Here is a 20,033-nt window from a genome sequence, read left to right on the forward strand (position 1 = left end):
TCAACATGTTCAGCCCTAAGGCTGAACATGAGATATATTTTTAAGTAAGGGTTATTTCTAGAGCCAAACCTCTCAACTCATGTACAAGTACATTGAATGATTCAGGGATATTAGGCTTCGGTAATAATTCACCTTTCACAATTGCTTCATACGTTTTCGCTCTACCAATTACATCATCAGACTTCACAGTCAAGATTTCCTGTAAGATATGAGCTGCTCCAAACGCTTCAAGAGCCCAAACTTCCATCTCTCCAAAACGCTGACCACCGAACTGAGCTTTACCACCCAAAGGTTGTTGTGTAATGAGTGAGTAAGGTCCAATAGAACGAGCGTGCATCTTGTCATCTACCAAGTGTCCTAATTTCAGCATGTAGATAACCCCTACTGTTACAGGTTGGTCGAATTTCTCACCAGTCAAACCATCATACAATTCAGTTCTACCAAATGCAGGGATATTTGCCTCCTTAATCTCATTGATAACTTCTTCTTCACTTGCACCATCAAAGATAGGGGTTGCATATTTTCTCCCTAATTTCAAACCTGCCCATCCCAAAATAGTTTCATAAATCTGACCAATGTTCATACGAGAAGGTACACCTAGAGGATTCAATACAATATCCACAGGCAATCCAGTTTCTAAGAATGGCATATCTTCTTCACGAACAATACGAGCTACAACCCCTTTGTTACCGTGACGACCAGCCATTTTATCACCTACTTTTAGTTTACGTTTTTTAGCAATATAAACTTTAGCAAGTTTTACGATACCTGTTGGTAATTCATCTCCTACTTCCATTGCAAAACGCTCTCTTTTGAAGCGACCTGAAATTTCATTACGCTTTTTAAGATAGTTTTTTACAAGTTCGATAATCAAACCATTGGTTTTATCATCAGCTGTCCAGTTTTCTAATACTACATCTGCAATCAAATTCACTTCTTCAGGGATGTTGTAAGCACTTTCATCTCTGTAAGGGTTTTTATCTGCAAATAAGTTTTTATCAATATTAGACTTATTAAATTTCATCCCTTTAGAGATTAATTCCTCTCCAAATTTATGACGAACACCTTGAGAAGCTTTACCATCCAGTAATTGTGTCATTTTAGAAATAACATCACTACGTAAATCTGTAAGTTCTTTACCATAGTTTTTCATCAAAGTTTTTACGTCATCTTTCGATTTTTTACGTAAATCTTTATCTTTCTTAGGTCTTGAGAACAATTTAGTATCAATTACTACACCTTTGATAGAAGGAGGAACACGTAGAGACGCATCTTTTACATCACCTGCTTTATCTCCAAAGATAGCTCTTAAAAGTTTTTCTTCAGGAGTAGGGTCTGTTTCTCCTTTGGGAGTAATTTTACCAATTAAAATATCACCTTCTTTTACTTCCGTACCTGTACGAACAATACCATTTTCGTCAAGATTTCTTACAGCTTCTTCACTCACATTCGGAATTTCAGAAGTTAATTCTTCTTCACCACGTTTTGTATCACGAACTTCTAATTCGTACTCTTCAATATGAATAGAAGTGAACCAGTCTTCACGAACAACTTTTTCAGAAATTACAATCGCATCTTCAAAGTTATATCCTTGCCAAGGCATGAACGCAACCATCAAGTTTCTTCCAAGAGCAAGCTCTCCATCATTGGTTGCATATCCTTCACAAAGTGGCTGTCCTTTTTTAACAACTTCACCTTTGTTCACAAGAGGTACTAAGTTGATACAAGTATCTTGGTTAGTTCTTCTGAATTTAGTTAATTGATATGTTCTGGTATTTCCTTCAAAAGATACTAATAATTCATCTTCATTATATTCATAACGGATTACAATTTTATTAGCATCTACATAATCTACAATACCATCTTTTTCTGCTAAAATCAATGTTCTTGAGTCCAAAGCAACTCTTTTTTCTAAACCTGTACCAACAATAGGCGATTCAGGCTTCAATAAAGGTACTGCTTGACGTTGCATGTTTGAACCCATCAAAGCACGGTTCGCATCATCATGTTCTAAGAAAGGAATCAAGGATGCTGCAACTGATACAATTTGATTAGGAGCAATATCCATATAAGCCACTTCTTCTGGTGACACCAAAGGGAAATCACCTTCAAAACGTACTTTTACAGCATCTACAAGTAGCTGACCTTTATCATCTATTTTTGCATTTGCTTGTGCAATGTGCTGACCATCCTCTTCTTCAGCAGATAAAAAGACCATGTCTTGAATGTCTATTTTACCTTCATTTACTTTAAAATAAGGTGTTTCAATGAAACCCATTGAATTGATTTTTGCGTGTACGCAAAGCGATGAAATCAAACCAATGTTTGGACCTTCAGGCGTTTCGATAGTACACAAACGTCCATAGTGTGTGTAATGAACGTCACGAACCTCAAAACCAGCTCTTTCACGAGAAAGACCACCAGGACCAAGTGCTGACATTCTTCTCTTGTGCGTGATTTCAGCAAGTGGATTGGTTTGATCCATGAACTGAGACAACTGATTTGTTCCAAAAAATGAGTTAATTACAGAAGACAATGTTCTTGCATTAATCAAATCTACTGGTTTGAAATCTTCGTTATCTCTTACGTTCATTCTTTCTTTGATGGTACGAGCCATACGAGCAAGACCTACACCAAATTGAGCATATAGTTGCTCTCCAACTGTACGAACACGACGATTTGACAAGTGGTCAATATCATCCACTACAGCTTTCGAGTTAATCAATCCTATCAAGTATTTTACAATACTAATGATGTCTTCACGTGTAAGTACACGAGTGTCCATACTAATATCTAAACTCAATTTCTTATTCATTCTGTATCTTCCTACATCTCCTAAATCGTAACGTTTGTCAGAAAAGAACAAGTTCTGAATAATATCACGAGCTGTTTGCTCATCAGGAGCTTCTGTATTACGCAACTGACGATAAATTTGCTCAACAGCCTCTTTTTCAGAATTTGAGTTATCTTTTTGTAATGTATTGTATATGATTTGGTAATCTGTAATGTTGATGTCTTCTCTATGTACAATAATAGAAGTAACATTTGCATCTACGATTACATCAATATCTTCTTCTCTAATAAATGAATCACGTTCTAAAAGAACCTCATTACGGTCAATAGACACAACCTCACCAGTATCTTCATCCACGAAATCTTCTGTCCAAGTACGTAACACACGAGCAGCTAAACGTCTTCCAACAGCTTTTTTCAGATTTTTAGGGTTTACTGCTATTTCTTCAGAAAGTCCAAAGATGTCTAAAATTTCTTTATCTGTTCCAAAACCAATTGCTCTAAGCAAAGTAGTTACAGGAAATTTCTTTTTACGGTCAATGTAAGCATACATTACGTTATTTACGTCTGTAGCAAACTCTATCCAAGAACCTTTGAAAGGGATAATTCTTGCAGAATAAAGTTTTGTACCGTTAGTGTGTTTGCTCATCGCAAAGAACACCCCTGGAGAACGGTGTAACTGAGAAACGATTACTCTTTCAGCACCGTTGATAATGAAAGAGCCTTTTTCAGTCATGTAAGGAATATTTCCTAAAAAGACTTCTTGCTCAATTGTTTGAAATTCTTCGTTGTCCTCATCATTGCAAGATAGCTTTAATTTTGCCTTCAATGGAACAGAATAAGTAAGCCCCCTATCAATACACTCTTCAATAGAATATTTGGGAGGGTCTATGGTGTAATCTATAAAATCCAGTACAAAGTTTTCACGAGAATCGCTAATAGGGAAATTCTCCATAAATACCTTATAAAGCCCCTCTTTAGCACGATTTTCAGCAGGGGTTTCTAACTGGAAGAAATCTTGAAAAGATTGTAACTGAATATCAAGAAAATCTGGATAATCCACAATGTTCTTAACGGAAGCGAAACTAATTCTCTCAGCCATTTTTGGAAGGTTTGGGTTTATTTTTTTTCTGAAAATTTCAGAAGTTTTATGATACTAAAACCTGATAAAGTCATTGATTAAAATAAATTTTATTTTAGCAATTGGAGACTTCTATCAGGTTTCATATAATGTATAATGTTTAGTCTAATTTAATTATATGGCATTTATTGCCACAAACGGCAATAGACCTGAAATTCGAAAAGCATCTATTAGCTCCGAATTTCAGGTCTCACTGCCTAGCAAATGAGTGTAGATTACTTCACTTCTACTTCTGCACCAGCTTCAGTAAGTTGTTTTCTTAAAGCTTCTGCTTCGTCTTTGCTAACGCCTTCTTTGATAGACTTAGGAGCACCATCAACTACAGCTTTAGCTTCAGTAAGAGGAAGACCTGTTAAATCTTTAACTAATTTCACTACGTTCAATTTGTTAGGACCAGCTGCTTTTAAGATTACATCAAATGATGTTTTCTCAGCAACTGCAGCACCGCCATCATTTGATGCAGCCATCATCACAGGAGCTGCTGCTGCAGGCTCGATACCATACTCATCTTTCAAAATTTTAGCAAGCTCACTCACTTCTTTTACAGTCAAGTTCACTAATTGTTCAGCGAATGCTTTTAAATCTGCCATTGTTGTATAAGTTTTGAAAATTAAAAACTAAATTTAAAATAAAAAGGGTTTGTTTGTTGATACAAAAACATTTTGTATCTGAAATTATGATTTTTTCTCTTCCAAAGTTTGAAGAATACCAGCGATTTTGCTTCCCTGACCTTGCAAACCAGAAATAACATTCTGTGCAGGAGACTGTAACGCACCAATGATGTCGCCCAGTAATTCCATTTTGGATTTAAGATTCGCAAGTGTATCTAATTGGGTATTTCCAATAAATAAACCTGTATCAATTGATGCACCTTTCAAAAGAGGTTTCTCTGTATTATTTTTCTTTCTGAAGTCTTTGATAAGACGAGCAGGTTTGTTACCTACTTCTGTAGAGAACATAATACCAGAATAACCTTTTAATACTTTTTCAGAAACGAATGGAGAATAATCTGCATTCAAGCCTTCCAAAGCTTTCTTGATTAGTGTATTTTTTACAACTCTATATTCGATATCTGCATTGAAACATGTTCTACGCAAATCGTTATCTTGAGCCACTGAAAATCCACTTGCATCAACGATATAAAAATAAGGGGTTTCAGCAAATTTTTGCTTTAATTCCTCAATGATGACTGTTTTTTCTTCTCTTGTCATTACGCTACAGTATTTTTATCGATTGACACTCCTGGACTCATTGTAGTAGAAAGTGAGATAGACTTCACGTAAGTTCCTTTAGCTGAAGAAGGCTTCAATTTATTGATTACGTTGATAAGTTCTACTGCATTTTCCATTATTTTTTCTGGAGAGAAAGAAATTTTACCAATAGAAGTATGAATAATACCAGTTTTATCAACTTTGAAGTCAATTTTACCAGCTTTTACTTCTGTTACGGCTTTTCCAACCTCCATGGTTACCGTTCCTGACTTAGGGTTTGGCATCAAGCCACGAGGACCTAATACTTTACCTAAACGTCCTACTTTTGCCATTGCTGTAGGAGTTGTAATGATTACATCAATATCTGTCCAGCCACCTTCAATCTTTGTGATGAATTCATCCATTCCTACGTAATCAGCTCCTGCTGCTTTTGCCTCTTCTTCCTTATCAGGAGGACAAAGTACAAGCACGCGAACATCTTTACCTACTCCATGAGGCAATGCAACTACACCTCTTACCATTTGGTCTGATTTACGAGGATCAACGCCCAAACGAACGTCAATATCTACAGATGCATCAAATTTAGTAAAGGTAATCTCTTTCAAGATTTTTGCCGCATCCAACAAAGAGTAGCTTTTGGTATTATCGAATTTGGCAACAGCCGCCTTCTGATTTTTTGTGAGTTTTCCCATTTGCTTTATGCGATTTTAGTTGTTATCCCAAGGGGCTTTTCCACTTACGGTGATACCTAAACTGCGGGCAGTTCCTGCAATCATTTTCATTGCCGACTCAATTGTGAAACAGTTCAAATCAGGCATCTTTATCTCTGCAATCTGTTTTACTTGCTCCCAGTTCACATCACCGACTTTTTTACGGTTAGGCTCAGCAGAACCTGTTTGTTTCTTGATAGCGTCTTTTAGTAATACAGCTGCAGGAGGTGTTTTGATGATAAAGTCAAAAGACTTATCCGTATAATACGTAATCAAAACAGGGACAACCTGACCTGGTTTATCTTGGGTACGGGCATTAAACTGCTTACAGAACTCCATAATGTTTATACCCTTTGAACCCAAAGCTGGTCCAATTGGTGGCGAAGGGTTTGCCTGACCGCCTTTTACTTGAAGTTTGAGGTATCCTGCTACTTCTTTTGCCATTGTCTTGTTAGTTTTAAGCGTCAGCGGATTTTAACAAATTGAGTTGGAAGCAAACTTTGTTAAAATGTAGCCAACATTTATATATTTAAGTTATTGAGAGGCTTTATTTAATCTATTTTTTCTACTTGTACATAGCTTAGTTCTAAAGGCGTGCTTCTGCCAAAAACTTTCACCATCACATTGAGCTTCTTTCTTTCGTCAAATACTTGCTCTACGATTGCATCAAATCCGCTAAATGGTCCATCTATCACTCTGATGTGCTCTCCTACAATAAAAGAAGATTCCATTTTTGCTACACTTTCTGCTTCTTCATCTACTTTACCAAGTATTCTGTTTACTTCAGATTGACGTAAAGGCAGTGGTTGTTTAGAATATCCTTTTTTGCCTTGTGTGTCTTGTTCATCTTCACGGGCAGTACCTTCTAAGAATCCAAGTACACCTGGTATATTTTTGAGTGTGTGCATTGCCTCTCCATGAGAAAGATCTGCATAAATCAAGATATACCCCGGGAAGAATGATTTTTCTCTAACTTTTTTCTTTCCATTACGTACCTCATAGACTTTTTCTGTTGGGATAAGTACTTGGGGTACAAATTCCTCTAGTTTTTGGCGAGCTATCTCGTTGTCTATGTAGTTTTTCACTTTTTTTTCTTGCCCAGCTACTGCTCGCAAAACATACCAATTCAGCTTGCTCATTTCGAAGAATTTTTAGGGTTACTTAGTAGGAGCTACTGTACTAGACTTATACCATAAGTTTAAGCCATTTTCTAATGATTTATCTATTACAAAGCCTATCACCAGAGCAAATATTAGTGAAGCCACTAATACAAGGGTTGTTTGGTTTTGTAATGTACTATATTTGAGCCAAGTAACTTTATGTACTAGCTCATCATAAGATTCTGCAAAAAAGTTTTTAACTTTTGTAAGGAAACCTGCCATTGTCTTTGTTTTTGCACGGGTGGAGAGATTCGAACTCCCATCAACGGTTTTGGAGACCGCTATTCTACCCTTGAACTACACCCGTAAAATTGGAGTGCAAATTTATATTTAAAAATAATTAAAAACAAATATTCTTAATTATTTTTTTTACTTTTTATTTCCCTCTCCAGAAGATACTATTTCTATTAATACTTTTAATTCTACATAGAGCCTTTCCCTTTCATCATTACCTTGTGATAGTATTTGATATTTTCCTCTTATAAAACCCTTGTTATCAATTATTAGAACATCATTCTTCCAATCCATACCTATATTCTTAGCATTGTTAACCGTTGTATCCAGAACAATATGATTATTTACTTTTTGAAAGTTTTTGCTTAATAAAAGGTATTTGATTTGATAATCGGGAAGTTTAGTCTTTAGCAAAGTTTTCATATCCTCATTTTGAGCCAAAGGCATCAAGATATTATAAAGTTGCTCAGATTTTTGATTATCTTCCCCATACCCCACTACCCAAAAAATACGATTTTGAGGTATTTGATAAAGGCTATTGTTTAAAGAAAGTGGTTGAGCTTTGCTTTCACCATTTACATTGATATAAGGTAATTTATAATAATTCTTGAATGATAATTGAAAAAATATAAATAAAAATGCTGGTATAATAAGGATAATGAGCAATAAGCCCACTTGTTTTTTGGTAGCTTGCATAAGTTGAAATATATGGATAAAACCTGTCGAGTAATCTCAACAGGTTTTATCATCAAAAGGTTTTATATTTTATTACTTGTGGATGACATCATAAATAGCTCCACCCTCTATAAACATTGCTCCTATCAACCATATTACAAATACGGTAGGGATGATAATTGCATAAATTAAGCCCTTTACTTCATGCTTTAAGTGCATAAACTCAGCTACAATATAAAAAGCCTTCACAAGCGTAAGGATGATAAATATAGAAGTTCTGAAAGCACCCGCAGGTACAGTAAAAGCCAAAATGAACTCAACTGCTGTGATTGCAAATAAAATCCAAAAGGTAACCCAAATAATTTTCGTTTGAGGTTTAGGGATTTCACCAGTTGCTATATTTTCATATGTATTTGCCATATCTAAATAAATTATAAGTTAAAAATGATCAGTTTTTAAATATTACACTAAATAGAAGAATGTAAATACAAACACCCAAACTAAGTCTACAAAGTGCCAGTATAAGCCTACTTTCTCCACCATTTCATAATTTCTTCCAGGTCTATCATAAATACCAATAGCAGAATTAAAGAATATGATAATATTTATCATTACTCCACTAAATACGTGAAAGCCATGAAAACCTGTAATAGTGAAGAAACTAAATGCAAAAGGAGCAGGACCATATTCGTTGGCAGTAAGATTTGCACCTTTAATTGTTTGTTTTACCCATTCGCCATTCATCCAAACATCTCTTACAACACCTTTGTCTGTACCTGTAATAAAGTGAGTCCATTCCCAAGCTTGGCAACCCAAGAAAGTAATACCACCCAAAATTGTCCAAAGCATCCATTTCTCTACATCTGCTCTATCTCTTCTGTGTCCTGCTTCTACAGCAAGTACCATTGTTACACTACTCATGATAAGAATGAAAGTCATCAAACCTACAAATATTAGAGGTAAGTGTTGTCCATGGAAGAACGGGAAAGCATCAAAAATGCGTTCGGGTATAGGCCAGTAGAATTCAGAGGGAACAAAGCCCGCTCCAGCTTCTTTGATGCTGGCAAATGTCTTTGCAAGAGGAGAATCGTAGTAACCTACTTCTTTGAAACGTAAAACAGCATAAGCTACTAATAGTCCTGAAAAAGAAAACGCATCAGAGAGTAAGAAATACCACATCATGAGTTTGCCATAGCTGGCGTTCATGGGTTCTTTTCCACCGAACCAAGCTCCTGTTTTAGAGTTAGATACTGTTGTAGCAGAGTGTGCCATATATATAATTTGCTGTGATAATTGATTACTAAATAATGAACCTTGCACAAATTAAAACGAACAAAACCAAAAATGCAAAGAAATTATCGCATTTTTTATCTATTTAGTACTAAAAAGAAATAAAGGTATATCCATAAGCCACCTAGAAAGTGCCAATAAACTGTGCACATTTCCATTCTAACCATTGATTTAGAATGTACTTGATAGCGAAAAGATGCAATAGTTACAAAAATTAAAAACAATAAACCTGTAATTAAATGGAAAGCATGAACCCCCATGAGTACATATACAAACGAGCCTGAAACATTCACTGGTTGCCCTGTTTTATCTACTCCACCTACATAAATACCCATTTCTACTAATTTTGTCCATCCTTCCCATTGCATCACTAAAAATATGATGCCTAACACCATGGTAATGAGTAAGTTTATTTTAAGTTTTGCAACATCATTCTTTTTGGCAAAATAATAAGCCAATTGCATAGAAATACTGCTCAATGCTATTGATAATGAGCTATATCCTAAGATTTCGGGTAAATCGAAGGTAAGCCAACGAGTATCAGATTGTTTAAATATATAAGCACTTGTTAGTGAAGCAAATATCATGGCTATACTTACGATAAAGAGCCACATCATAAACTTCTTGGGGTGCATAGAGAACACTTGTTCGGGCTCTTCGTAAAAATTGAGAGAACTTTGTTCGTTGGGTTGTTGATACATAACTATTTTTATCTAAAATACATGCTTTAAAACTGCAAAATAAGCCAAAATATACCTATCAAACTAATTAATTTGACAAAATGTTTTGTAGGAGAATTAAGTTGAAGCAAAAATGTGTAAGTCTTGTTTGAAGTTTATACATAGCTTATCATTTGTTACGAAGTTTATTTATGATTTCATTTAAGTTAATTCCAAGCCCCATAATATTGGGTTTAAGTTCCAGATTGTCAATATCAAAAATTTTATTCCAAAAATTTCCCTTTTCTCTTAAGTTCATGTTTCTTTCTTTTTTTAAACTCTTTTTAATTTTGTCAAGCTTAAATTTATATTCTGGAGTATAGTTTAGTTTGTTTAGAAAGTTTACTTCAAAGTTTTCTATATCTTGAATAAAGTTCAAAGGGTTTGTTTCAATAATTTTTTTGCAAATTTCTAAATGCAACCAAATAGATAAATTATGCAACCTCGATTGGTATCCTGTTAATTCCAAGTCTCCATCTTCTATTGCTAAATCTTCATTTTCAATAGCTAAATTGTTATCACTAACTTTATCAATGTCTTTTATAAGATAATGAATGTCTTTATACAAAATTTCTATGAAGTTGTCATTTTCTTTTCGTAAAGGTTCTAAAACCTTATCAATGAATTCATCCATCGATTTTTTATCAGTGTTTCTGATTTCTTCAATTATGATTAGATATTCGTCTCGTTTAAGCATTATCTCTAAAATTACTCTCAACACCTAAATATACAATATTCGTTTATTTTTTCTTTATAATGAATGTTTAAGTGGGGTATTTCAAAAAAAATGTAGATACGCACCATAGTACGTATCTACAAAAAGGAATATTATCTGTTTTTTTAAGCTTGTGGGTTATTGGTTTGTTCAGAATTGGTGCTATTGCCACCCAATTTAAAACCTATTCCACCTCCTTGATTGGCTGCTTCTAAGTTTTCATTAAACTCTTTCACATCATCCAAAGCCAAAGTATGAATCATTTCTTCTGTACGTTTTTCTTTTGAAATAGAAGCCATACGTAAATGTTGATTTTTGATAGCTTGAGAAACTACCTTTCTAACAGTACGAGCATTTCCGAAGAATTTATCACGTTTTTGGTATAGATAATCGAAGTATGCTTTTAAATGTTGAATAGCATTATCATCTACATTCAAATGTTCGTTTTTAAACATCCAAACAGCTATTTCTATCAATTCATCTACAGTATAATCTTCAAATTTAATTGTAATATCGAAACGAGAAGCTAAACCGGGGTTTGCTTGTAAAAATTGTTTCATGTTATCAGGATAACCTGCCACAATTACAGCAAACTGACCACGTTTGTCTTCCATTTGTTTCAAAACAGTTTCAACTGCTTCTTTACCAAAATCGTTTTCGTGTCCTTGTGTAAGAGCATAAGCCTCATCAATAAATAATACTCCTCCCATAGCTTGGTTGATTTTCTCAGTAGTTTTAAGAGCTGTTTGTCCTACATAACCAGCTACCAAACCTTGTCTATCTGTTTCTACACAATGTCCACGTTCTAAAACGCCAAGAGATTTGTATATTTTAGAGATAATACGAGCTACTGTGGTTTTACCTGTTCCTGGGTTACCTGTAAATACAGTATGCAAAGAGAATTTATTAAGTACATCTCTACCTGTTTCTTTGTAGAAGCGTACTAATTTTACAAGTTCTATGACTTCTTCTTTTACAGAACTCATACCAATTAATCCGTTGAGTTCATCAAGAGCCTCATGAAGCATTTCTTCATCTACACTAATATCAGGTGTTTCTGATTTTTTAGTTTTGAAGATATTCTTCACATCATCCAAAATGATTGTTTTAAGGTTTTCGGTATTGATGTTATCAATATTATCCCCTTTCATGATACGTAAACCCAAATTCATTTTGGCTTCTTCCACAAGAGAAGTTACCAAACGAGCATTTCCGAAAGTTTTATCTCTGTTTCTGTATGCTTCTGTAATTTGTTTTTTGATGTAATCTCTTGCTTCAGGGATAAATACTACATTTTTCTTTTCTGCTTTGGTATCCAAAATTTGTACCAATTCCTGAGGAAGATAATCTGGGAAATTATACACTAAATTGAATCTTGATTTCAAACCAGGGTTTGAATCTAAAAAGATTTCCATTTCGGCAGGATAGCCTGCTACAATCACAGCCAAATCTCCTTTTCCATCAGACATTTCTTTCAAAAGCACTTCTATTACTTCTTTACCAAAGTCTTGACCATCTTGGTCACCTTTTCTGGCAAGTGAGTAAGCTTCATCAATAAATAAGATACCTCCACGAGCTTTTTCTATCATTTCTTGCACTTTGGGTGCAGTCTGACCAATAAATTTGCCCACTAATTCGGGTCTTCCTACTTCTAAAACTGTGCCTTTAGAAAGTAAACCCATTTTATGATAGATTTTGCCGAGCATCTTGGCAACAGTGGTTTTACCTGTACCTGGGTTACCCATAAATACAGAGTGCAAACTGAGTTGTGTACTTTCTTCAAACCCTTGTTCTTGACGTAATTTCAAGAATTTGAGATAGTGCATATAATCTTTAATTTTCTCTTTCACGCTATCCAAGCCTATCATTTCTTGGAGTTCTTTCATTACTTCTTCCAAAGACTGTTCTCTGTCTTTGTTGGATGAAGAAAAACCTGTGAAAATAGAACTTGATTCTGGTTTATGAATCGTAGGGATACCTTCTACAAAGCCATTGGCTACCTCGAAAGGTGCAACAGCAATGAGTTGATCCATGAAATTAATTTCTAAACGATATTTATCAGCAAACCAAGTTCCTTTATTGGCTGCTCCCCAACCCGATGTCACCGTAAAACTTTGTTCGTTGGGTGCTACATAACGAAGTTCAGAAGTTTCACCTTTAAGTTGCCCTGCATCATTATAGAATTTGAAGAATACTTCAGCATACCAAGATTTAGTCTGCTTATTTTTCACAAGAAATTCTACAAAAACATACTGAGTATCTTGCACATCGAATTGAGTAACATACACTCGTTTATCTACAGGAAGTCCTTCGTAAGGTCCATTATAGAGTTTGATGCTATCAATTTCAAAATATGGATTATCTTGTCCTTGTACCAAGCCCCCTTCTTCTACATAAAATCTTTTGGTGCTTACTTTTTCGTTATCAATATAAGCTTCCCACTCGTAGTCACCTCTTGTCCAGAAAGTTCCAGGTTCATCACCTCCCCAACTTTCACGAACAATTACAATATTTTCATCTTTTTTGATAGTACGTTTGATAGGCAAATTACAGAGTTCTTTTCTTCCTCCATCTGAATTGAGGCGATAAGCCTTGAGTGTTAGACTTGTTTCCCAATCTTCTTCGTCAAATAGTTTATTGAAAAAAGATAGCTCTACATAAATATAAGTAGTTTCTTTGTTTTCAAAAACACGACGATATTTCTTCTTATTCCCTTCAAAGCTCTCATTAGAAGAATATACCAATAAGTCTTTGAATTTATAGTTTTTATCTAATACTTTATCAGCCATAATATGAGCTATTTAATGTGAGATTCCTACTGAAATTTTAGCGAAAAATACGTTTTGTTATGATATTTAAAAACTTTTTTTCTTTTTTTAAAAAAGTTTGCACAAATATATAAGTTTGTATTACTGTATATCAAGAAATTACAATTAATTTATTTAATTATTTATATTCATAACGTATGAACTACCTACAAAAATTATACAATATTAGTCAAAAGCAAACAAAAAACATTATTGGTCTGATGTCTGGTACTTCTTTGGATGGTTTGGATATTGCTTTCTGTCAAATAGAAGGCTATGGTCTGAAAACAAAAATTGAAGTAAAAAAATTTACAAGTATTCCTTATGACACAACAATCAAAGATAAAATAAAAACAGTTTTTGCCCAAAAACAAGTGAATTTAGAACATCTTACTTTATTAAATAATTTTCTTGGAAATCTTTTTGCCAAGTGGGTACTCCAAACCCTTAAAGAGTGGCAAATATCTGCTTCTGAAATAGATTGTATAGCCTCACATGGACAAACTATTTTCCATGCTCCCAAACGATTACATCAAAAAGAAGAATATGGAAATGCTACTCTCCAGATTGCTGATGCAGACCAAATAGCCGTAAAAACAGGCGTTATAACGATAAGTGATTTTAGACAAAAGCACATTGCTGCTGGTGCTGAAGGAGCTCCTTTGGTGGTATATGGCGATTATTTATTGTTTTCTAATTCAGAGGAAGACCGAGTTCTATTGAATGTTGGAGGTATTGCCAATATTACATTTTTATCTAAAACACAAAACCCTAAAGAAGTCTTTGCCACAGATGTTGGGGCTGGAAACACTTTGATAGATTATTTTACTCAAAAATTTTATAACACGCCTTTTGATGACAAAGGGGATTTGGCTCGTAGTGGAACATTAAACCAAGATTTGTTGGATAAATTATTAGATTTAGATTTTTTCAGACAAGATTTTCCAAAAAGTACTGGGCAAGAAACCTTTAGTATTATGTGGATAGAAAGCATTTTAGCTAAAGAATTCCCTAGTATTTCTCCTCAAGACTTACTTTGTACACTAACTCATTTTACAGTACAAGGCATATTTAAAGCTTTGGATAAACTTCAAATATCAAAGTCATCTGTATATATAAGTGGTGGTGGAAGTAAAAACAAGTTTTTGGTAGATTTACTTGCTGAAAAACTACAAATTCAAGATTTTGAAGTATTAGGTATTTCTGCTGATGCTAAGGAAGCCGTTTTATTTGCATTACTTGCCAATGAAACCCTTTCGGGTAGTAGTTTTGAACTTGGGAAAGGGCAATACCTTAATCCTGCTGTTTGTATGGGCAAAATTTCCTTACCTTTTTAGATTTTAGTTTTCAAAAGCTTTCAAAAGCGTTTGTGTTTTATGAACTGTTTCATTCCACTCTTTTTCGGGGTTAGAATGAGCCGTAATGCCCCCTCCTGCATATACATAAGCTTTTTGAGGGTTAATAATCTGCATACAACGCAAGTTTACAAAAATATGTGTTTCTTTTTGGAAATTCACTTGTCCCAAGAACCCACAATAGAATTCTCTATTATAACCTTCATTTTGCAAAATAAAATCGAGGCTTTCGGGTTTGGGCATGCCACAAACAGCAGATGTTGGATGAAGCAAACCAAGCATTATTGTAAGCAAATCGGGGTATTGTACTTCGTTCAAATCAACCCAAAAATCTGTACGTAAGTGAATTAAGTTACCAGCTCTTACTGTTTTAGGTCCATCCTCTTCAAACTCTCTTAAACGAATCTTTTTAAAGGTATTGATGATATATCTGCTCACAAGGGCTTGTTCTTCAATTTCTTTTTGCGTCCAAACAGCTTGTGAAATCTCTAAATCAGGGTTATAGGCTTGCGTTCCAGCCAAAGCCATTGTTCTAAAAATATTATTTTTATCTAAACTAACGAGAATTTCGGGACTTGCACCTACCCACAAACCTATTTCAGGAATAAAAACCACCGAAACGAGTGCATTGGGGTACATTTTACAGAGTTTAGTAAACAAATCTGAAATTTTCCATTCGCCTTCAAGAGTCACCTCTTGTCTACGAGATAAAACAACTTTTTGAAAAGCTCCGCTTTTAATGGCTTCTACTCCTTTCTGAACTAAATTTTGATGGCTTTGAGAGAGTGTTTCAATTAAATGATATGATGGTAGCTCTGTTTGCTCTTCTGAATGATTTTGCAAATGATTTTCTAAAGTCTCAAAAAACTTCTTTTCTCTTTCAGATGCTCTAAAACTTGGTTCTTGAAGTTCTGAATTACTTGTAAAATACCAGTCAGCTTTGATAAAATAACCTAATAAATCAGTGCCATCTTTGTTTTTATTTTGAAATGGGCTAAAAGCAAAACCTTTATCTGTTTGCTCCAATGAATAGGTTTGAAGTTCAAGTTTATCAGAAAAATCTACCACTATACTAATTTCTGATTGATTTGGTAACCGCCAAATAGCTGTTGCAAAATTCAGCTGTTTAGCAGTTTCAAAGGCTGTAAGAATTATTTTTTTAGTTGATATAGAAATATCATTCATCATCATGAACAATTATCAATTGAGATATGATTTTATTTAGCCTTTTTCTCCAAAACTGCCATTGTTAGGCGACTTATACAAGTAATTTTGCCTTCTTCATTACTCAATTTAATTTCCCAAATTTGAGTAGTTTTCCCTAAATGAATAGCAGAAGCTTTACCATATACCCAATTTCCTTTTGTAACACTTCTTACATGATTTGCATTGATTTCGAGTCCAACACAATAATAACGTTCCATATCCACAGCAAAATTGGCTGCCACACTTCCCAAAGTTTCGGCAAGTACCACAGAAGCCCCTCCATGCAAAATACCTGCTGGTTGAATTGTACGAGCATCTACGGGCATTTTTCCACATAAATAGTTTTCCCCTACATCTGTAAATTCTATACCCAAGAATTCTGACATAGTACCTATTTGGCGTTCGTTAATAGCTTTGATAAGTGTTTCTTTATCCATTTTTGAAGATTTTATTTTATGTCAAAACTAATGACAAAATAGCTTTGTTCAAAATTTTTGATTAAAAGCTCCTCTCAATTACTTAAAAATTCATAGTTTTGTACTGATTTTCATATTTTTAGTTTTACTATGCAATTTGAAGCTACAAGCTACAACGCTCACCAAGATTGGTTTGGCAAACAATATTCAGACGATGATAAACGCTGGGAAGCTATCAACTCTTGGATGGAGCAAAAAAAGAATCATACCATCAATTATTATATTCAGAATAGGCTTCTTGAACTCATTCGTCCGTTGTTAAACACTTCTAATCAGTGGATTACAGTAGGTGATGGTTATGGATTTGATGCAAATTATTTGTTTGAAAATAAGCAAAAAGTAGTTGCTACTGATATTTCCCCCACTTTTCTGGAAATGAGTAAGCAAGCAGGTTTGTTGGAAGATTTTTCTATTGAAAATGCAGAAAAATTAAGTTTTGCAGATAATCATTTTGATTATGCTTTGTGTAAAGAAGCTTATCACCATTTTCCAAGACCCTACATGGCTGTTTATGAAATGCTCAGAGTGGTCAAAAAAGGCATTATTTTAATTGAACCCCACGACCCTTTATCCAAAATGCCTTTTTTACTAGCGTTAAGGAATATTTTAGACAATTGGAATGTAAATACATTGCAGAAATACTGGAAAAATCGTTATTCGTTTGAAGAGGTTGGTAATTATGTATTTAAGCTTTCAGAAAGAGAATGCGAAAAAATGGCTATGGGGATAAACCTCCCAGCTATTGCCTTCAAAGGAATTAATAATAATTATTACAAAGTTTCTATTGCAAATGAATCATACCAATCATCTGCTTTCAAAAAACTACAACGAAAAATACGCTGGCATAATTTATTATGTAAATTAACTCTTATGCCCTATCAAGTACTTTCAGCCATTATTTTCAAACAAACTCCTGATGAACAAACCATTGCATCTTTAAAGAAAGATGGTTATAGGGTGTATATTTTACCTAAAAATCCTTATTTGAAATAATTTGAAAGCTTTTTTCTATGAGAAGTATCACCAAATTTGGTATTTCAGAAAGTTTATACATTTTCGGTATAAACTAACATTATAAAATTTCTTAAAATTCTTTACAACTTCATTTGAGGCATCATAAAAGAGATTATCAGGCAAATGGTAGTCTCTTTCTGTGATAGATGTGATATATTTTTTAACTTCCTTAGGAAAATTTGTTCCAGAACCATCAGTGCCAATATTTGCTACTTTATTAAATCGTGGGTATAAACAATATGCATTATGCTTAAAATGAGCATAGTTCCAACGTATCGCCCATGAATGAATAACTCCCAACTGTTGTTTTACAAGCATGGCTGTTACATCATTCCCTCCTCTTTCAAACATTTTCTGTTTTTCTTTATCTTTTATAAAATCTTGAAAATCTTTTACTTCCCAATCCGATTTCAGCCATCTATCTTTCCATGTAGCCCAACCCCAAGATGAACAACGAGGAATTAAAAATACATCATCTTCTATATAATTAGGTATTTGAATAGGAGGCATATATCCTGCTATAGAAAAGACATCTGATTTTTCTTTATATTTTATAAGACAATCATTCTGATATTTAAGAAAATTAGAAGAAACAACCAAATCATCTTCAAGTACTATTACTTTTTCATAAGTATTGATAATCTGAGTTACTCCATCAATTACTGAGGTTGCTAATCCTTTATTATTGGATTGTTCTATGATTTCTACTTCTCTAAACCCTTTTACTTGATGAAGTAGATTTCTTACTTCTTTTACCAAACTATTATCTGATTCATTTTTAGGTGCATCTGAAAAGAAATATACTTTACTATTGATAGCTAAAGTATTATTCTTTAAATTTTCAATCGTCTTTTGTAAATGTATAGGTCGGTTATAAGCAAATAATATAATTGGTGCCAATTCCATTTTAATCATTCTCTAGAGTTCCTTCTTTGATGGGTGAAGCCATCGTAAGTTTACGAACAGTAGCTATTTTTACAACTGCTGACTGAGTACTTTCATTATGTAATTTGTCCATAGATTTAATTACATATACATAACGTTTATTGGCTTCAACTTCTTTATCTAAGATAAAATTATCTTTTTGGATAGCTATAATTTTGGATGCGTCATTCAAGTTCATCCCCAATTCGTTATCAAAACGGGATACTACATAATACACAGGTTTTTCTCCATCTGTAGCAGCTTTTGGATGCGACCATTTGAGTACTACACTTCCTTCTACCAATGTAGCCCTCAAACTATCAGGAGGTAACGGAGGTATTGGGTCTTTCCAAGGCATAGCTGGTAAAAGAGCAGGGTATTTATAATATTTGATTTGAAGCGTATCCAATATTCTTAAAGGGTTTTTAATCAATGACTTAGCAGAAAAAAACATACTCCCTTGTATATTTTTGTATTTTCTATTGAGCATAATTTGTCTGAAAATTTCTGAAGATTGTTGCCATGTACTTTCTTCATCAGGGCTTCCTATTTTAAAAGCACCATGCCCTCCATAAATATGTCTCCCGAAATTATTTTCATTCCACCACTCAATTAAAACCTCATAAGGAGCATATTTTGATTGTGTACTCCAATAAATTTGTGGTGTCAGATAGTCTATCCAACCTTTTTCGAGCCATTTACGAGTATCTGCATACAAATGGTCGTAAGATGGTTGCCCTACTCTTGTATCTGAGCCTCTTAAATCTTGAGTTTTATTTCTCCACCCACCTACAGGACTTATTCCAAACTTCACTTTAGGTTTGATAACACGAAGGCTATCAGAAATAGCTTGTATAAATAAATCAATGTTATTTCTTCTCCAGTCTTCAATATTTGTAAAATCTTTTCCAAATTTATCAAAGGTATCATCATCATTGATACTTTCACCTGTTATTTTGTATGGATAGAAATAGTCATCAAAATGCAAACCATCAATGTCATATTTTCTAACTATTTCCAAAGCTACTTTTACTAAGTAAGTTCTCACTTCAGGAATACCAGGGTTGAAATAAACCCTATCACCATACTTAAAAAACCATTTAGGTTCTTTTTTGGTAATATGGTCAGGGTGAATGCTACTAAAAGTTACACTGCTAATAGCCCTATACGGATTTACCCATGCATGAAACTCAAATCCTTTTTGATGACATTGCTCTATCATCCATGCTGTAGGGTCGTAATAAGGATTGGGTGGTGTTCCTTGTTTTCCTTGTAACACTTCTGACCAAGGCTCAAAACTGCTTTCATAGAGAGCATCGGCAGAGGGTCTGATTTGAGTTAGAATAGTATTAAAGTTATGCTTTTTAAACTTTTCTAAGAGTTCTGTGTATTCTTTTTGTTGTGTTTCGGTATCTAAGTTTCTTCTTGAAGGCCAGTCTATATTACCTATGGTAGTTATCCAAACAGCTCTCATCTCTCTACGAGGATAAAGTGTTTGTGCGTACGAAATTTCAATCAAGAAAAGTAAAATGAGATATAGTTTTTTCACTAAGAAAGAGTTTGTTCAAAATTTTGTAATTTTACTACTTGTAGCAATTTGTAA

The 20,033-nt window shown here is 34.1% G+C and carries 19 protein-coding genes and 1 tRNA gene; 2 read left to right on the forward strand and 18 right to left on the reverse strand.

Annotated features, from left to right (window positions below):
* Positions 1 to 40 precede the first annotated feature (40 nt).
* The 14 genes from rpoB to AD998_14250 form a co-directional block, all read right to left on the reverse strand.
* Positions 41 to 3,895 (reverse strand): DNA-directed RNA polymerase subunit beta, encoded by a 3,855-nt coding sequence (rpoB, locus tag AD998_14185; GenBank protein ID KOY87141.1) that lies wholly within the window; start codon positions 3,893 to 3,895, stop codon positions 41 to 43.
* A gap of 254 nt (positions 3,896 to 4,149) precedes the next feature.
* Positions 4,150 to 4,524, reverse strand: coding sequence for a 50S ribosomal protein L7/L12 (locus AD998_14190; GenBank protein ID KOY87142.1), 375 nt, complete (start codon positions 4,522 to 4,524; stop codon positions 4,150 to 4,152).
* Between the two features lie 84 nt (positions 4,525 to 4,608).
* Complete coding sequence (locus AD998_14195; protein KOY87143.1) at positions 4,609 to 5,145, reverse strand: 50S ribosomal protein L10; 537 nt, start codon at positions 5,143 to 5,145, stop codon at positions 4,609 to 4,611.
* Positions 5,145 to 5,837, reverse strand: a complete 693-nt coding sequence (locus tag AD998_14200; GenBank protein ID KOY87144.1) for a 50S ribosomal protein L1 — start codon at positions 5,835 to 5,837, stop codon at positions 5,145 to 5,147. Before AD998_14200 ends, AD998_14195 begins: the two co-directional genes overlap by 1 nt.
* Before the next feature lie 15 nt (positions 5,838 to 5,852).
* A complete protein-coding gene (locus AD998_14205; GenBank protein ID KOY87145.1) occupies positions 5,853 to 6,299 on the reverse strand; it encodes a 50S ribosomal protein L11 in 447 nt (148 codons plus the stop codon).
* A 107-nt stretch (positions 6,300 to 6,406) separates the two neighbouring features.
* The gene (locus AD998_14210; protein KOY87146.1) at positions 6,407 to 6,994 is read right to left on the reverse strand and encodes an antitermination protein NusG; all 588 of its coding nucleotides are present in this window, start codon (positions 6,992 to 6,994) and stop codon (positions 6,407 to 6,409) included.
* 18 nt (positions 6,995 to 7,012) lie between these two features.
* Entirely contained in the window at positions 7,013 to 7,237 is a 225-nt protein-coding gene (locus tag AD998_14215; protein KOY87147.1) for a hypothetical protein, read from the reverse strand.
* Between the two features lie 11 nt (positions 7,238 to 7,248).
* A tRNA-Trp gene (locus tag AD998_14220) sits at positions 7,249 to 7,322 on the reverse strand.
* A 62-nt stretch (positions 7,323 to 7,384) separates the two neighbouring features.
* A complete protein-coding gene (locus tag AD998_14225) occupies positions 7,385 to 7,945 on the reverse strand; it encodes a hypothetical protein (GenBank protein KOY87148.1) in 561 nt (186 codons plus the stop codon).
* Between the two features lie 72 nt (positions 7,946 to 8,017).
* Positions 8,018 to 8,344 (reverse strand): hypothetical protein, encoded by a 327-nt coding sequence (locus AD998_14230; protein KOY87149.1) that lies wholly within the window; start codon positions 8,342 to 8,344, stop codon positions 8,018 to 8,020.
* Between the two features lie 42 nt (positions 8,345 to 8,386).
* Complete coding sequence (locus AD998_14235) at positions 8,387 to 9,196, reverse strand: cytochrome oxidase subunit III (protein KOY87150.1); 810 nt, start codon at positions 9,194 to 9,196, stop codon at positions 8,387 to 8,389.
* A 95-nt stretch (positions 9,197 to 9,291) separates the two neighbouring features.
* Positions 9,292 to 9,915 carry a cytochrome oxidase subunit III gene (locus AD998_14240; protein KOY87151.1) on the reverse strand — a complete coding sequence of 208 codons (624 nt, stop codon included), beginning with the start codon at positions 9,913 to 9,915 and terminating at the stop codon, positions 9,292 to 9,294.
* Between the two features lie 148 nt (positions 9,916 to 10,063).
* Positions 10,064 to 10,567 (reverse strand): hypothetical protein, encoded by a 504-nt coding sequence (locus AD998_14245; GenBank protein KOY87152.1) that lies wholly within the window; start codon positions 10,565 to 10,567, stop codon positions 10,064 to 10,066.
* A gap of 206 nt (positions 10,568 to 10,773) precedes the next feature.
* Positions 10,774 to 13,437, reverse strand: coding sequence for a hypothetical protein (locus AD998_14250; protein ID KOY87153.1), 2,664 nt, complete (start codon positions 13,435 to 13,437; stop codon positions 10,774 to 10,776).
* Between the two features lie 176 nt (positions 13,438 to 13,613).
* Here AD998_14250 and AD998_14255 point away from each other — a divergent pair, with 176 nt between their 5' ends.
* Positions 13,614 to 14,792: an anhydro-N-acetylmuramic acid kinase gene (locus tag AD998_14255; protein ID KOY87154.1), complete on the forward strand. Its 1,179-nt coding sequence runs from the start codon at positions 13,614 to 13,616 to the stop codon at positions 14,790 to 14,792.
* 3 nt (positions 14,793 to 14,795) lie between these two features.
* On the opposite strand, the gene AD998_14260 is transcribed toward AD998_14255, so the two are convergent.
* Positions 14,796 to 16,001 carry a hypothetical protein gene (locus AD998_14260; GenBank protein ID KOY87155.1) on the reverse strand — a complete coding sequence of 402 codons (1,206 nt, stop codon included), beginning with the start codon at positions 15,999 to 16,001 and terminating at the stop codon, positions 14,796 to 14,798.
* Between the two features lie 26 nt (positions 16,002 to 16,027).
* Positions 16,028 to 16,453: a hypothetical protein gene (locus AD998_14265; protein ID KOY87156.1), complete on the reverse strand. Its 426-nt coding sequence runs from the start codon at positions 16,451 to 16,453 to the stop codon at positions 16,028 to 16,030.
* A gap of 129 nt (positions 16,454 to 16,582) precedes the next feature.
* Here AD998_14265 and AD998_14270 point away from each other — a divergent pair, with 129 nt between their 5' ends.
* Positions 16,583 to 17,485, forward strand: coding sequence for a methyltransferase type 11 (locus AD998_14270; protein KOY87157.1), 903 nt, complete (start codon positions 16,583 to 16,585; stop codon positions 17,483 to 17,485).
* A 27-nt stretch (positions 17,486 to 17,512) separates the two neighbouring features.
* Here AD998_14270 and AD998_14275 read toward each other — a convergent pair whose 3' ends face one another.
* Together AD998_14275 and AD998_14280 are read right to left on the reverse strand one after the other, a co-directional pair.
* Entirely contained in the window at positions 17,513 to 18,421 is a 909-nt protein-coding gene (locus AD998_14275; GenBank protein KOY87158.1) for a hypothetical protein, read from the reverse strand.
* Positions 18,414 to 19,979, reverse strand: coding sequence for a hypothetical protein (locus AD998_14280; GenBank protein ID KOY87159.1), 1,566 nt, complete (start codon positions 19,977 to 19,979; stop codon positions 18,414 to 18,416). The genes AD998_14275 and AD998_14280 overlap by 8 nt, the downstream gene beginning before the upstream one ends.
* Between the last annotated feature and the right edge of the window lie 54 nt (positions 19,980 to 20,033).

Source organism: bacterium 336/3 (assembly GCA_001281695.1).
Classification (GTDB): Bacteria; Bacteroidota; Bacteroidia; order Cytophagales; family Thermonemataceae; genus Raineya.